A 13572-nucleotide genomic window follows, 5' to 3' on the forward strand; every position below is an offset into this window, starting at 1 on the left:
AAGGGCGACCTCGGCGGCGCGGCCGAGCTGGACTATGCGCCTGCCGGCTTCCGGGCGCGGCTGACGTTCAGACCGGCGCCGCTGCGGGTGGAGGCGGGGGCCGCCTGAGGCCTTACTCCCCCAAGGCGCCTCACTCTCCCAGGCACCTCAGGGCGACCTCGAGGTTGCGCAGGCCGTCCTCGCCGGTGACGGCGGGGGTCTCGCCGGTGCGGATGGCGTGGGCGAAGGCTTCCAGTTCCTTCTTCAGCGGCTCGTTCGGCCAGCTCATCACGCCGCGCGTGGAATAGGAACCGTCCGGCTGCTGGCCGAAATATTCGGTCACCTGACGCGTCATCAGGTCGGCGACGACGAACTTGTTATGCGTGGCGACCTGCAGGGTGCGGGTCTTGTAGGGCGTCACCCAGTTGGTGGTGATGTGGGCGATCACCCCGTTGTCGAGGCGGAACTGCAGCAGGGCCGTGTCCTCGCGGTCGGCGCGGGTGCGGGCCAGCTGCGGCTGGACCTCGGCGATCTCCGAACCGGTCAGGTGGCGGATGATGTCGATGTCGTGCACCGCCAGGTCGATGACCACCCCGACCTCACCCATGCGCGGCGGGAAGGGGCCGACGCGGGTGATCTGGATGGAGATGACTTCCTCGCCGGCGATGGCGCGTTTGACCGCCTCGACCGCCGGGTTGAAGCGCTCGACCTGACCGACCATCAGGACGCGGTCGTTGGCCTTGGCGGCGTCGATCATCCGCTGGGCGTCGGCGACGGTGGCGGCGATGGGCTTTTCGACCAGGACGTGGACGCCCGCCTCCAGCAGGGCGACGCCCAGCTCGGCATGGTGGCGGTTCGGGGTGGCGACGACGGCGGCTTCAAGACCGGCCGCAACGAAGTCGGCGGCGGTGGTCAGGGGCTGGGCGCCGAAAGCCGTGGCGACGTTTCCGGCCGTGGCGCTGTCCGGGTCGAAGACGACGGCGAGGTCGAACTCGCGCATCTCGGACATGACGCGGGCGTGGTTGCGGCCCATGACGCCGACGCCGGCGACGCCGGCGCGCAGGGGGGTGTGGAGCTGGCTCGGGTTCATGGCTTAGCCCTTGAAGGAAGCGACGGCGGCGATGACCTTGTCCTGGGTCGCCTCATCCAGGTCGGCGTGCATCGGCAGGCTGATCACCACCTCCTTCAGACGCTCGGTGACCGGCAGGCCCTGCGGGCCGCGCGGATAGTGTTCATAGGCCGGCTGGAGGTGCAGCGGGATCGGATAATAGACTGCCGTCGGCACGCCTTGTTCCTTCAGATGGGCAGCCAGGGCGTCGCGGTTCGGGTGTTCGATCGTATACTGGGCCCAGTTGGAGACATTGCCCTCGGGCACATTCGGCACGGCCGCGACGTGACGAGCGAGGCCTTCGTTGTAGCGTTTGGCGATGCGGTTGCGCCATTCGATCTCCTCGCCGAAGACCTTCAGCTTCTCGATCAGGACGGCGGCCTGGATGGTGTCCAGACGGCTGTTCAGCCCGACGCGCATGTTCAGATATTTGGGGTCGTGGTCGAAGGTGCGGTCCTTCAGGTCCACGGCGACGGCCTTGCCGTGCACCCGGATGGAATCCATCAGCTGGGCCAGTTCGTCGTCGTCGGTCAGCACCGCGCCGCCGTCGCCGTAGCAGCCCAGCGGCTTGGCCGGGAAGAAGCTGGTGGTGGTGACGTCGGCCCATTTCAGCGGGTGGTCGCCGTCGATGGTGCAGCCGAAGCCCTGGGCCGAATCCGAGATCAGTTTCAGCCCGTGCTTGTCGCAGACGGCCTTGATGGCCGCATAGTCGGCGGGCTGGCCGAACAGGTCGACGGCGATGACCACCCTGGGCGTCAGCCGGCCCTCGGCGATCGTGGCCTCGACGGCGGCGGCCAGATGGGCCGGGTCCATGTTGTAGGTCTTCTCATCGACGTCGATGAAGACCGGCTCGGCGTCGAACCACGGCACCACCTCGGCGGTGGCGGCGAAGGTGAAGGAGGGCACGAAGACGGCGTCGCCGCGGCCCACGCCCCAGGCCATCAGCGGCAGGGCCAGGGCGTCGGTGCCGTTGGCGCAGCCCAGGGCGTGCTTCGCCTTGCCGAAGGCGGCCAGGTCGGCCTCGAACTGGCGCACCTGCGGACCCATGACCCAGGCGCCGCCGACGACGGCCTCCTGGACGGCGGCCTCGATCTTGCCGCCGAGGCGAAGGCGCTGGGCTTGAAGGTCGATGAAGGGGATCATGGGGTTATCGTTTCATCTCTTGTCCGACCCGCCTCGCTTCGAGATCGGGGCCGGAGCGACGCTGACAGGCGTCCGCCCGGGAAAAGCCTCCGCAAATCGGGCGGAAGCGACGATGGTGGGGCGGTCTAGCAAATGACCGTTCCCGACGCCAAACACGACAGGGTCACTTCGCGTTGCGACTTGCAACGTAGGGCGATAGACGCGGTCGGGCATGACGACAGAATCCGTGACCCCGCCGCCCGCCAATCCCTCGGGCATTCCCGCCGTCTTCCTCGACCGTGACGGCGTGATCAATGTCGATGTCGGCTATCCGCATCGCGAGGAGGATCTGGAGTTCATTCCCGGCGCCGCGCGGGCGATCCAGCTGCTCAACCAGCACGGCTATCTGGTGGTGGTCGTCACCAACCAGTCCGGCGTGGCGAGGGGCCTGTTCTCCGAGGCCCAGATGAAGGCCTTCAACGCCCTGCTGGTCCGCCGTCTGGGGGCGAAGGGGGCGGTGATCGGCGCGGTCTATGCCTGCCCGTGGCATCATGAGGCCCAGGATCCCGCCTGGTTCCACGAGGATCACCCGGATCGCAAGCCCAATCCCGGCATGCTTCTGCGCGCCATCGCCGACCACAATATCGACCCGGCCAGATCCTTCATGATCGGCGACCGTGAAAGCGACATGGAGGCCGCGCGTCGCGCCGGGGTGAAGGGCTTCCTGTTCCACGGCCCTGACCTCGCCGACTTCGTGCACGACGTTCTGGGTCTCTGACCGGCCTTAAGTCTGTTCGCGCATTAAGCGTCCCGCAGGCCACAGACTTCGCCTGTTCGGAGAGTTGCTCCGGGCCCGGAATCGCAATTCGTACGGCGTTGAAATACGCTGCCGGAGCGGGGGCGCATCGTGGATTACGGGGACACTGAGATCATGGCCGCGCCAAACATCGCCTTCGCCGAGCGTCGGTGGACCTCTCCTGACGGCCTCAGCCTGTTCGCGCGGGACTACGCGCCCGGACCCGGGCCGGCGAAGCTGCCGGTCATCGCCATCCACGGCCTGACCCGCAACAGCGCCGATTTCGAGGGGATCGCACCGCTGGTGGCCCAGAGCGGGCGCCGGGTCCTGGCCATAGACGTGCGCGGTCGCGGTCGGTCGGACCGGGCGCCCGATGCCATGACCTATACGCCTGATGTCTATGCCCGCGACGTCGTCGCCCTGATGGAACAGGCCGGGATCGAGCGCGCCGTCTTCATGGGCACCTCTATGGGCGGGCTGATCACCATGGCCCTGACGGCGATCAAGGCCAGGGCCGTTACCGCCGCCGTCCTGAACGACATCGGTCCCGAGGTCTCGCCCGAGGGCCTGGCCCGGATCGCCGCCTATTCCGGCCAGCCGGTCGACACCCCGACCTGGGCCGCCGCCGCCGACTATGCCAGGCGGATCAACGAGGTCGCCTTCCCCCATTATTCGGACGCCGACTGGGAAGCCTTCGCCCGCCGCATCTTCCGCGACGGCACCGAGGGGACGCCGGTGCTGGACTACGACCCCGACATCGCCGTGCCAATCCGGGCGGCCGGGGCCAAGGCCCTGGTCCCGAATCTCTGGCCGTGGTTCCGCAAACTGGCGAAAAACCGCCCAACCCTGCTGGTTCGTGGCGGAAACTCGGACCTTCTGAGCGCGGAGATCGCCGCCAGGATGAAGAAGGCCGCGCCCGGCATGGACCATGTCGACGTCCCCGGCGTCGGCCACGCGCCAATGCTGGACGAGCCGGAGGCCAAGGCGGCGATCTTCGAGTTCCTCGCCGGGGTCGATTGAGGCGACATTCCCCTGGGTCAATCTCGGCCCGGGTTGTCCCCTCGCCAGCGTCGCTCTAGGACAGTCAGGGTTTCGACCCCGATCCTGACGACGCGCGCGCAAAGGCCACCATGCCCGACCTGACCGACAAACAGACCTTCTCCGATCAGGACGCGCTGGATTTCCACAAGGTTCCGACGCCCGGCAAGATCTCCATGGCGCCGACCAAGCCGATGGCGACCCAGCGCGACCTGTCGCTGGCCTATTCGCCGGGCGTGGCCATTCCGGTTCTGGCGATCGCCAAGGATGCGGACCTCGCCTATGACTACACCTCCAAGGGCAATCTGGTCGCGGTCATCTCCAACGGCACGGCGATCCTGGGCCTCGGCAACCTCGGGCATATGGCGTCCAAGCCGGTGATGGAGGGCAAGTCGGTCCTGTTCAAACGCTTCGCCGACGTCGACAGCTTCGACGTCGAGGTGAAGACCACCGACCCGGAAGAGTTCATCACCGTCGTCAAGAACATCGGCGACACCTGGGGCGGCATCAATCTGGAGGACATCAAGTCCCCGGAATGCTTCGTGATCGAGAGCGAGCTTCAGGACCTGCTCGACATCCCGGTCTTCCATGACGACCAGCACGGCACGGCCATCATCTCGACCGCCGGCCTGATCAATGCCGCCCATATCGTCGGCAAGAAGCTGGAGGACCTGAAGGTGGTTCTGGCCGGCGCCGGCGCGGCCGGCCTGTCCTCGATCGGCCTGATGAAGGCCGCGGGCGTGAAGGCCGAGAACACCGTGATCGTCGACCGTGACGGCGTCGTCTACAAGAGCCGCCCCACCGGCATGGACCAGTGGAAGGCCGCCCATGCCACCGACACGCCGCACCGCACACTTGCTGAAGCCATGGTCGGCGCCGACGTCGTCCTGGGCCTGTCCGCCAAGGGCGCGATCACCAAGGAGATGGTGGCCTCCATGGCCCCCAATCCCATCATCTTCGCCATGGCCAATCCGGATCCGGAAATCACGCCCGAGGATGTGCTGTCGGTCCGCACCGACGCCATCATCGCGACTGGCCGGTCCGACTATGTGAACCAGGTCAACAACGTCCTGGCCTTCCCCTATCTGTTCCGGGGCGCGCTGGACGTGCGCGCCCGCCGGGTCAATCACGAGATGAAGGTCGCCTGCGCCCAGGCCATCGCCGCCCTGGCTCGTGAGGACGTGCCGGACGAGGTCGCCGCCGCCTATTCGGGCCGCAAGCTGAAGTTCGGCCCCGACTACATTATCCCGACACCGTTCGATCCGCGTCTGATCTGGTACATCCCGCCCTTCATCGCCCAGGCGGCGATGGATACGGGCGTGGCCCGGATCCAGATCGAGGACATGGACGCCTATCGCGCCAGTCTGCGCGAGCGCGTCGATCCGTCGGCGGCCCTGATGCAGAAGATCTCCTCGGCCGTCCGCGCGGCGCCTAACAAGCGGGTGGTCTTCGCCGAGGGCGAGGAGACGACCGTCATCCGCGCCGCCTGGGCCTTCAAACAGTCCGAACTGGGCACCCCGGTCCTGCTGGGCCGCGAGGACCTGATCCGCAAGAACGCCATCGAGGCCGGCCTCGACTTCGACGCTCTGGGCATCGAGATCGTCAACGCCCGCGTCAGCCACAAGAACGTCGAATACACCGACTGGCTCTACGCCAAGCTCCAGCGCCGCGGCTATCTGCGCCGCGACGTCCAGCGGATGATCAATCAGGACCGCAACTATTTCGCCGCCGCCATGGTCGCCCTGGGCGATGCCGACGCGGTGGTCTCGGGCACGACCCGGAACTTCAACATGGTCCTGCGCGAGGTGCGCCGGGTCATCGACGTCAAGGACCGACTGATCGGCCTGTCGATCGTTCTGGCCAAGGGCCGGACCCTGTTCGTCGCCGACACCTCGATCCACGAACTGCCCGACGCCCAGGAACTGGCCGAGATCGCCATCCAGGCGGCGTCGGCCGTGCGCAAGCTGGGCCGCACTCCGCGCGTCGCCTTCCTCAGCCATTCGACCTTCGGCGACCCGCCCGGCGAGCGTGGCGAGAAGGTGCGTGAGGCGATCCGCATCCTCGACGGCATGGACGTCGACTTCGAATATGAAGGCGAGATGCCGCCCGAGTTGGCGCTGGATCCGGGCGCGCGGTCGAACTATCCGTTCATGCGCCTGTCGGCCGACGCCAATGTGCTGGTGATGCCGGCGATCCAGTCGGCCTCGATCTCGACGCGTCTGGTCCAGTCCCTGGGCGGGGCAACCGTGATCGGCCCCCTGCTGGTAGGTCTCGAGAAGTCGGTCCAGATCGTCAGCCTCGGCGCCTCGGTGTCCGAGATCATCACCGCCGCCACCTTCGCCGCCTACGAAGGCGGCGCGCCGGAGCTCTAGGCTCCGGCGTCGGCCGTCAGGAGGGCTGGGCTTCGGTCGCGGCCTCGGCCTGCGCCGCCTCCTCGCGCGCCTTCGCCTCGGCCATGACGGCCGGCTGGCGTTTGGCGACATAGAAGGCGAGCAGGATGGCGAAGATCCCGATCGCCGCCGAATAGAGGAAGAAGGTGAAATAGCCCGCGCCCAGACCCTGGACGCTGACCCCGCTCTTGGCCGCCCCGGCGACCAGCGAGCCTTCCGGCAGCTTATTGAACATCGGCTTGAACAGGCTGAGCGGCCCGCCCGCGTCTGCCGCCCGGGCCGAAGCCTCGATGATCTTGCCCGACTGGGAGGCGATGATCTTGCCGGGCAGGGCGTAGAGCGAGCTGAACAGGGCGTACTGGGTCGCGGTGAAGCCGATCGAGGTCAGGCTGGACATGTATGCGATCAGGGCCGTGCCCGCGTAGCCGGTGGCGACATTGTCAACCCCGATGGCCACGAACAGGGCGCCGAGATCATGCCCTTGGGTCGCCAGCCAGCCGAAGACGAGGTTCGATACCGGGCTCATGAAGGCGCCGATGACCATCGTGCGGATCAGGCCCAGCTTGGCCACCGACCAGCCGCCGACGAAGACGCCGAGCGACAGCATGACCACCCCGAACACCTTCCGAACCTCGGCGATCTCGATCTTGGTGAAGCCCAGGTCCTGATAGAAGGGGTTCATCATGTTCAGCACGAAGTCGGCCAGGCGATAGAGGCAGATCAGGGCCAGGATCGGCAGGGCCAGTTTGGCGAAGCGCACGAAGAAGTCGGCGAGCGGCTGGCCGAACGAGCCGGCCAGATAGGCGCCGGGACGGGTCTTCACCCCCGGAATGGGCCAGCAGGCCACGGCCATCATCACGAAACCGCCGATGACATAGGCGAACTGGGTCAGGACGCCCGTTGCGGTATTGTCCTCCAGCCCCCCCTTGATCGTCTCGGCCCCCGCGCCCATCACGCCGCCGAAGGCCCAGAGCAGGGCGTCGGGCTTGTCCGTCAGGCCCGTGCCGATGATCAGGGCGGCGATGAAGATCAGGGCCAGTCTCACGATCCATTCGACGACCTGCAGCACGGGCCGGGCGGGAATGTCGCCGACCGGGATTTCGCGGATGCTGTGGGTCTTCTCGCGCGGGGCCAGCAGGACACCGACCACGCCGATGGCCATCAGCGCCGCCATGACGGCGTAGGAGAAGTTCCAGTTGTAGAGCTCGGCCAGGACCAGGGGCGCGGCGCCCGCCACGATGACGGCGACCCGGTAGCCCAGCTGGTAGGCGGCGGCCATGGCGCCCTGACGGGCGTCGTCCGAGACTTCGATCCGCCAAGCGTCGATGGCGATGTCCTGGGTCGCGCCGAAGAAGCCGACCATCAGGGCGAACAGGGCGACGCCGACCAGATTGGTCTGGGGGTTCTGGCCCGCCAGCATCCACAGGCCGAGCACGATCATGGCCTGGGTGGCCAGCATCCACGACCGCCGATGGCCCAGCCATTTGGTCAGGAAGGGAAGGTTAGTCCGGTCCAGCAACGGGGCCCAGACGAATTTCAGCGCATAGGTCAGGGTGGCCAGGCCGAAGAAGGTGATCAGCTCCAGCGTCACCCCCGAATCCCGCAGCCAGGCGGTCAGGGTGTCATAGATCAGAAGGTTCGGCAGGCCGGCCGAAAAGCCCAGCAGCAGTTGGGCCATGACGCGTCGCTCGCCATAGACGGCCAGGCCGCCGAAGCGGCCGGCGGGCTTGGTGGTCACGGCGTCGGTCATTGGAAAACTCCGGGGGCGACGCCCCCCGGCGTCAGACCGCGACCTTGAAGCGGTTGTCGCGGTTCGTCCAGCGGGTCAGGGCGGCGCGCAGGGCGTCGGGCTCCAGCGGCTTGACCAGATGGTCGTCCATCCCGGCTTCAAGACAGGCCTTTCGGTCCTCGGCGAAGGCGTTGGCGGTCAGGGCGACGATCGGGGTCTTGTCCCCGGCCGCGCGGATGGCCCGCGTCGCCGCCGGTCCGTCCATCCCCGGCATGCGCATGTCCATGAAGACCATGTCGTAGCGGGCGCGCTTCATGGCGGCGACGGCCTCGGTGCCGGTGGCGGCGGTCTCGACCACACAGCCCTCGCGGCGCAGCAGGGTCTTGGCCAAAAGGGCGCCGACCGGATTGTCCTCGGCCAGAAGGACGCGGATGCCGGCGAAACGGACGGGCACGACGCGGTCGTCCTCGGCCGGGGCCTTGCGCGGGGCGGCGTCATTGACGGGTTCGGCGGCCTGGACCGCGGCCAGAACCCGCTCGGCCAGGGAGGCGCGGCGCAGGGGCTTGATCAGATAGCCGTTGAAGCCGATGGCGCGGTAGCGGGCGATCAGCTCACGCTCCGAGGGTTTGAGCAGGATCACGCCGCGGCCCGAGGCGGGCAGGGGGGCGACGGCGCCCGGACCGAATTCCTTCACCGCCCCGGCATGGTCGACCAGGACGATGGCGGCATCGTCGCTGGCCTCGCCGCCGCTGGCGACGATCTGGTCGGTGGCGGCCTTGGCCACGAAGGGGTCGGGCGAGCGAACCGCGACTGTGATGCCGGTCAGGGGTTTGGGGCGCGGCGCGGCGCCCGCAACCGCGTCGAACGCCGCTTCGAAGCGGAAACGCGATCCCGTGGACATGTCCGAGTTGTCCTGACGCGGCCGGTCGGTGACGACGACGGTGCCGCCCATGGCCCCGGCCAGACGGCGGACCACGGCCAGACCCAGGCCCGCGCCGCCGAAGCGGGTGGCGTCCGAGGCGTCGACGTGGCCGAACTCCTCGAAGATGCGTTCACGGGCCTCGGGCGGGACGCCGGGGCCGGTGTCGTCGACGATGAAGGCCAGGCGCGGCCGGGCGCGGCTGCCGCCGATCCGCTCGACGGCGATGCGGACGCCGCCCGCATCGGTGAATTTGACCGCATTGCCCGCGAGATTGAACAGCACCTGCCGCAGCCGGCCCTCGTCGGCCATGATGTCGGACACGTCGCCCGAAACCGACCAGACGATCTCCAGCCCCTTGTCGTGGGCGCGGGGGCTGAGCAGTTCGGCGACGCCGCGCACCAGGGCCTCGACCTCGACCGGGGCCGGGTCGAACTCCAGCCGCCCGGCCTCGAGCCGCGCATAGTCCAGAAGATCGTTGACCAGACCCAGAAGATGTTCGGCCGACGACTGGGCCGCCTCGGCATAGGCGCGCTGGGCGCCGTCCAGACGGGTGCGGGTCAACAGGCCCAGCATCCCGATCACCCCGTTCAGGGGCGTGCGCATCTCATGGCTCATCAGCCGCAGGAACTGGTCGCTGCCGTCGATGGACGGCTCCGCCGGAGCCGGAACCGTAGAATTCAGGTCAGTGGTCTTCGCCCTTCGGGCCATGGTCGATTCCGTGGATCGCCTTCCGTGACCCCCATCCTGCACCACCAAGGGTTAAGGGCGGTTCAAGCGCCCGCACGGAATATCGCGTGCTGGAGAGATCAGTCGACGGCGCAGGTTTCGGCTTCGATCGCCTCGGCGTAGGGGCTGTCGAAACATTTCGACAGCCGGCCCAAGGCACGGGCGTTGATGGCGTTGCGTCCGCCCGGCGCCGCTTTCAGCGTTGTCAGCGAAGCCTCCAGCACCTCGCGACGTTTGCTCAGAAAGCCCCAGACGCCCCGGACATAGGTGTTCCAGTCGAACTGGTCCTCCGACGGCTCGACCGGGGCGATGGAGGCGGCGGCAAGGGGAATGGCCTCCGCCTCACGACCTGCGCGGGCAAGGCTCAGGGCCATATGCCACCGGACCACGACATACTGGCGGTCGGACAGGATCGGGCCATGGACCAGATAGTCCTGATCCACCTCGGCCGAGGCCGCGTGGCAACCGGCCATGGACAGATTCCAGGCCGTGGACCGCAGGGTCGAACGATACTGGTCGAACTGCTCGAAGGTCAGGGCCCGGTTGGCGACGCGGTCCGCCTCGGACAGGGAACAATCGGCGGGGGCGGTGAGCGGCGGCGTCGATTGCAGAACGAGGGCGACGAGCAGGGTGACCATGAGCGACCTTTGGCGAAAGGCCAGCTTTGCTCACAACCTTGAGCGGTTCAAGCTCTGGCGCCGACGCCTAACTCAAGGGCGCCTATTCCCAGGACTGGGTGCGCGGGGAGAAGGCGTCCAGGGTTTCAAGCAGGGTGGCGACCAGATGGCGCTCCTCCTCGCTGAGTTCGGGCCGCCAGATGTCGAAGATCAGCACCACCCGGGTGCGGTCGCTCTGGTTGACGGCCTCATGTTCGATGGTGTCGTCGAAGGCCCAGAGCCTGCCCTTCTCCCACGACCGGACCTCGTTGCCGACGCGGAAGCGGCAGTTCGGCGGCACGATCAGCGGCAGGTGGCAGGTCAGGCGGGTGTTGACGAAGCCGGTGTGCGGCTTGATGTGAGCCCCGGCCTTCAGCTGCGAGAACATCACCTGGGGCGACCGGGCGCGAATGCGGCACAGGGGGGCGTCTTTCAGGGCCTCCATGGTGCGCCGGCACAGCGCCGCATTGGGCGTCGCGGCGCCGTCCTTCCACAGGAAGCAGCTGCTCCAGTCCAGGCTGTCGATCAGCGGATAGTCGGGCTGGCTCGGCAGATCCGGATGGCTGTTCAGATAGGGTGCGAAACCGGCGTCGTCGGCGAGGAGGGCGGTCAGCTCCCCGGCGATGGCGTCGGTCGCGGCCTCGACCGCATCGGCCCAGGGCAGCATCGACCGGGGATAGAACTGCCAGTTGGGCAGGTCCGGATAGAAGAAGGCGCGCGGCTGGGGGGTATAGAGGCGTCGCTTGCCGGTCAGCAGGTCCAGAGCGTGGGTGAAGCGGGGGTCCGAGGTCCCGCCGGAATAGCCGGCGCGGTCCAGTTCGGTCTGCAGTTCGCCCAGCATATTGGCGGCCAGCCGCTGGCGGATGGTTCGGGCCCGGGTCACCCCCTCAGCCAGGTCGGGCGCCAGACCGGAGGCAGGACGGGCCGCCCGTTCGGCGCCGATATCGACCACGGCGCCGTAATAGAGGTTGGCCTCGCGGCGGGCGCCGAGGGCCCAGAGCAGATCGGCCTTGATCAGAACCGCCCGCATCTCGCGGTGGTCGAGCGCCAGAGCCCGGTCGACGGCGGAGGTGGCGGCGGCCGTATCGCCCAACCGGTGGCAGGCTGCGGCCAGCAGGCCCAGGGCTGCGGCTTCGGCAGACGCGGAGATGCGAAGGGGTCCGGTGGTAAGATCCTCCAGACGCTTTCGCGCCTCGGTCCAGCGCGCGGCGTGCAGATCCGCCTCGGCGGCGGCGAGGCTGTCCGGGACGGACAGGCCCGCGGGGGAGATCGGGGACGGGGAGGGCGTCAGGGTCATTCCGCCTTCCTAGTCTCTCGAACGCCGCCCCTCAATCTGCCTGCCGCGCTCTACCGCTTCGCGATCCCGGCTCGCGAAGGGCCGGACTCTCTCGTCAGCCAGACAACCCTGCAGGCCGGAGGGCCATCTGGCGGGAAGGCTCCCGGGCGGGAAGGTTACCAGGCGGGCAGGCTGGGGCGCGCGTCGGACAGGCCGCCTTCGCGGCTCGCCCGCTGGCGGTCGAAATCCTCCTGTGCGCCCATTGCGGTGCGGCGATAGATCAGGGCCTCCGCGATATGGCGGCGAAGGACCCCGGTCGAGCCTTCGAGGTCGGCGATGGTGCGCGCCAGCCTCAGCGTCCGGGTCCAGCCGCGCGCGGTCAGCCCCCCGGCCTCCCCGGCCCGCATCAACAGGGCGCGGCCGGCCTCGTCGGGGGTGGCGAAACGGTCGAGCACCTCGCCGGAGCAGCGGGCGTTGATCCCCTGATCCCGGGCCTGAACGGGGTCGAGCCCCAGTTCCGCGACCCGTTCGGCCTGCAGGGCGCGGGCCCCGGCGACGCGGGCGGCCGCTTCCGCCGTCCCTTCCGAAGGCGGCGGCAGGGCCATGTCGGCGGCCGTCACCGGCGGGGTCTCCACCGTCAGGTCGATCCGGTCGAACATCGGGCCGGAGATGCGGTTCTGATAGTCGCGCTGGCAGCGCGGGGCCTTGCCGCAGGCGCCCTTGCCAAAGCCGCCGACGCCGCAGCGGCAGGGGTTCATCGCCGCCACCAGCTGGAACCGGGCCGGATATTTCACATGGTGGTTGGCGCGGGCGACGACGATCTCGCCGGTCTCCAGCGGCTGCCGCAGGCTGTCGAGCGCCTGGGCCGAATATTCAGGCAGCTCGTCGAGAAACAGGACGCCGTTGTGGGCCAGTGACGCCTCGCCCGGCTTGGCCCGGAGTCCGCCGCCGGTCAGGGCCGCCATCGAGGCCGAGTGGTGGGGCGCCCGGAACGGCCGTTCATGGGTCAGGGCGCCGCGCTCGATCATCCCGGCCACCGACCAGATGCGCGAGGTCTCCAGCAATTCCTGCGAGGTCAGGGGCGGCAAAAGCCCCGGCATCCGCGCCGCCATCATCGACTTGCCGGAGCCCGGCGGGCCGATGAACAGCAGGTTGTGGCCCCCCGCGGCAGCGACCTCCAGCGCCCGTTTGGCGCTCTCCTGCCCCTTGACCTCGCGCAGGTCCGGAACGCACGACCCGCCGACCACCGGCCCGCGCTCGGGCGCGCGCAGAACCTGGGTTCCCTTGAAGTGGTTGACCAGACCGATCAGGGAGCGGGGCGCCAGCAGGGCCACGTCTCCGGCCCAGGCCGCCTCGGGCCCGTTGGCCTCGGGGCAGATCAGACCCAGCCCCATGGCGTTGGCCGCCATGGCCGCCGACAGGCTGCCGCCCACCGCCGCAATCCGTCCGTCCAGCCCCAACTCCCCGATGGCGGCCCAGCCCTCGAGCGCATCCGGCGCGATCACCCCCATGGAGGCCAGCAGGGCCAAAGCGATGGGCAGGTCGAAATGACTGCCCTCCTTGGGCAGGTCGGCGGGGGCCAGATTGGCGATGATCCGACGCGAGGGCAGGGCCAGGCCGATGCCGGCGAAGGCGCCACGCACCCGCTCACGGCTCTCGGCGACCGCCTTGTCCGGCAGGCCGACGATGGCGAAGGAGCCCTCGCTGGCCCCGATCTGCTGCACCTGGACGTCGACGCGCCGCGCCTCCACCCCCTCGAACGCCACCGTCGCTACGCATGCAAGCATGGCCGCCCTCCTGCTCCGGAAGAGAACGAACCATGAACCCTAA

10 protein-coding genes are annotated in these 13572 nt (G+C 68.6%); 3 read left to right on the forward strand and 7 right to left on the reverse strand.

The window, feature by feature from the left end:
• Positions 1-130: 130 nt before the first annotated feature.
• Together IFJ75_RS17225 and IFJ75_RS17230 are read right to left on the reverse strand one after the other, a co-directional pair.
• Positions 131-1069, reverse strand: coding sequence for a Gfo/Idh/MocA family protein (locus IFJ75_RS17225; protein WP_207869799.1), 939 nt, complete (start codon positions 1067-1069; stop codon positions 131-133).
• Between the two features lie 3 nt (positions 1070-1072).
• Positions 1073-2230 (reverse strand): DegT/DnrJ/EryC1/StrS family aminotransferase, encoded by a 1158-nt coding sequence (locus IFJ75_RS17230; protein WP_207869801.1) that lies wholly within the window; start codon positions 2228-2230, stop codon positions 1073-1075.
• 211 nt (positions 2231-2441) lie between these two features.
• Between IFJ75_RS17230 and IFJ75_RS17235 the strand changes: the two genes are divergently transcribed.
• From IFJ75_RS17235 to IFJ75_RS17245, 3 genes are all read left to right on the forward strand, one after another.
• Positions 2442-2987 carry a D-glycero-alpha-D-manno-heptose-1,7-bisphosphate 7-phosphatase gene (locus IFJ75_RS17235; protein WP_207869803.1) on the forward strand — a complete coding sequence of 182 codons (546 nt, stop codon included), beginning with the start codon at positions 2442-2444 and terminating at the stop codon, positions 2985-2987.
• A 153-nt stretch (positions 2988-3140) separates the two neighbouring features.
• Positions 3141-4025 carry an alpha/beta fold hydrolase gene (locus IFJ75_RS17240; protein ID WP_207869805.1) on the forward strand — a complete coding sequence of 295 codons (885 nt, stop codon included), beginning with the start codon at positions 3141-3143 and terminating at the stop codon, positions 4023-4025.
• 110 nt (positions 4026-4135) lie between these two features.
• Positions 4136-6415: an NADP-dependent malic enzyme gene (locus IFJ75_RS17245; protein ID WP_207869807.1), complete on the forward strand. Its 2280-nt coding sequence runs from the start codon at positions 4136-4138 to the stop codon at positions 6413-6415.
• A 16-nt stretch (positions 6416-6431) separates the two neighbouring features.
• On the opposite strand, the gene IFJ75_RS17250 is transcribed toward IFJ75_RS17245, so the two are convergent.
• The 5 genes from IFJ75_RS17250 to IFJ75_RS17270 form a co-directional block, all read right to left on the reverse strand.
• Complete coding sequence (locus tag IFJ75_RS17250) at positions 6432-8183, reverse strand: AmpG family muropeptide MFS transporter (protein WP_207869809.1); 1752 nt, start codon at positions 8181-8183, stop codon at positions 6432-6434.
• Between the two features lie 31 nt (positions 8184-8214).
• The gene (locus IFJ75_RS17255) at positions 8215-9792 is read right to left on the reverse strand and encodes a response regulator (RefSeq protein ID WP_207869811.1); all 1578 of its coding nucleotides are present in this window, start codon (positions 9790-9792) and stop codon (positions 8215-8217) included.
• A 98-nt stretch (positions 9793-9890) separates the two neighbouring features.
• Positions 9891-10448, reverse strand: coding sequence for a hypothetical protein (locus IFJ75_RS17260; RefSeq protein WP_207869813.1), 558 nt, complete (start codon positions 10446-10448; stop codon positions 9891-9893).
• An 82-nt stretch (positions 10449-10530) separates the two neighbouring features.
• Complete coding sequence (locus IFJ75_RS17265) at positions 10531-11763, reverse strand: aspartyl/asparaginyl beta-hydroxylase domain-containing protein (protein ID WP_207869815.1); 1233 nt, start codon at positions 11761-11763, stop codon at positions 10531-10533.
• A 155-nt stretch (positions 11764-11918) separates the two neighbouring features.
• Entirely contained in the window at positions 11919-13529 is a 1611-nt protein-coding gene (locus tag IFJ75_RS17270; protein WP_207869817.1) for a YifB family Mg chelatase-like AAA ATPase, read from the reverse strand.
• Positions 13530-13572: the final 43 nt, after the last annotated feature.

It is taken from the genome of Brevundimonas goettingensis, assembly GCF_017487405.1.
Classification (GTDB): domain Bacteria; phylum Pseudomonadota; class Alphaproteobacteria; order Caulobacterales; family Caulobacteraceae; genus Brevundimonas; species Brevundimonas goettingensis.

Bases quoted from the DNA above. Each gene is read 5' to 3' on its own strand.
- IFJ75_RS17230 (WP_207869801.1), bottom strand. From the start codon at position 2,230: ATGATCCCCTTCATCGACCTTCAAGCCCAGCGCCTTCGCCTCGGCGGC.
- IFJ75_RS17250 (WP_207869809.1), bottom strand. From the start codon at position 8,183: ATGACCGACGCCGTGACCACCAAGCCCGCCGGCCGCTTCGGCGGCCTG.
- IFJ75_RS17245 (WP_207869807.1), top strand. From the start codon at position 4,136: ATGCCCGACCTGACCGACAAACAGACCTTCTCCGATCAGGACGCGCTG.
- IFJ75_RS17255 (WP_207869811.1), bottom strand. From the start codon at position 9,792: ATGGCCCGAAGGGCGAAGACCACTGACCTGAATTCTACGGTTCCGGCT.
- IFJ75_RS17260 (WP_207869813.1), bottom strand. From the start codon at position 10,448: ATGGTCACCCTGCTCGTCGCCCTCGTTCTGCAATCGACGCCGCCGCTC.
- IFJ75_RS17235 (WP_207869803.1), top strand. From the start codon at position 2,442: ATGACGACAGAATCCGTGACCCCGCCGCCCGCCAATCCCTCGGGCATT.
- IFJ75_RS17265 (WP_207869815.1), bottom strand. From the start codon at position 11,763: ATGACCCTGACGCCCTCCCCGTCCCCGATCTCCCCCGCGGGCCTGTCC.
- IFJ75_RS17225 (WP_207869799.1), bottom strand. From the start codon at position 1,069: ATGAACCCGAGCCAGCTCCACACCCCCCTGCGCGCCGGCGTCGCCGGC.
- IFJ75_RS17270 (WP_207869817.1), bottom strand. From the start codon at position 13,529: ATGCTTGCATGCGTAGCGACGGTGGCGTTCGAGGGGGTGGAGGCGCGG.
- IFJ75_RS17240 (WP_207869805.1), top strand. From the start codon at position 3,141: ATGGCCGCGCCAAACATCGCCTTCGCCGAGCGTCGGTGGACCTCTCCT.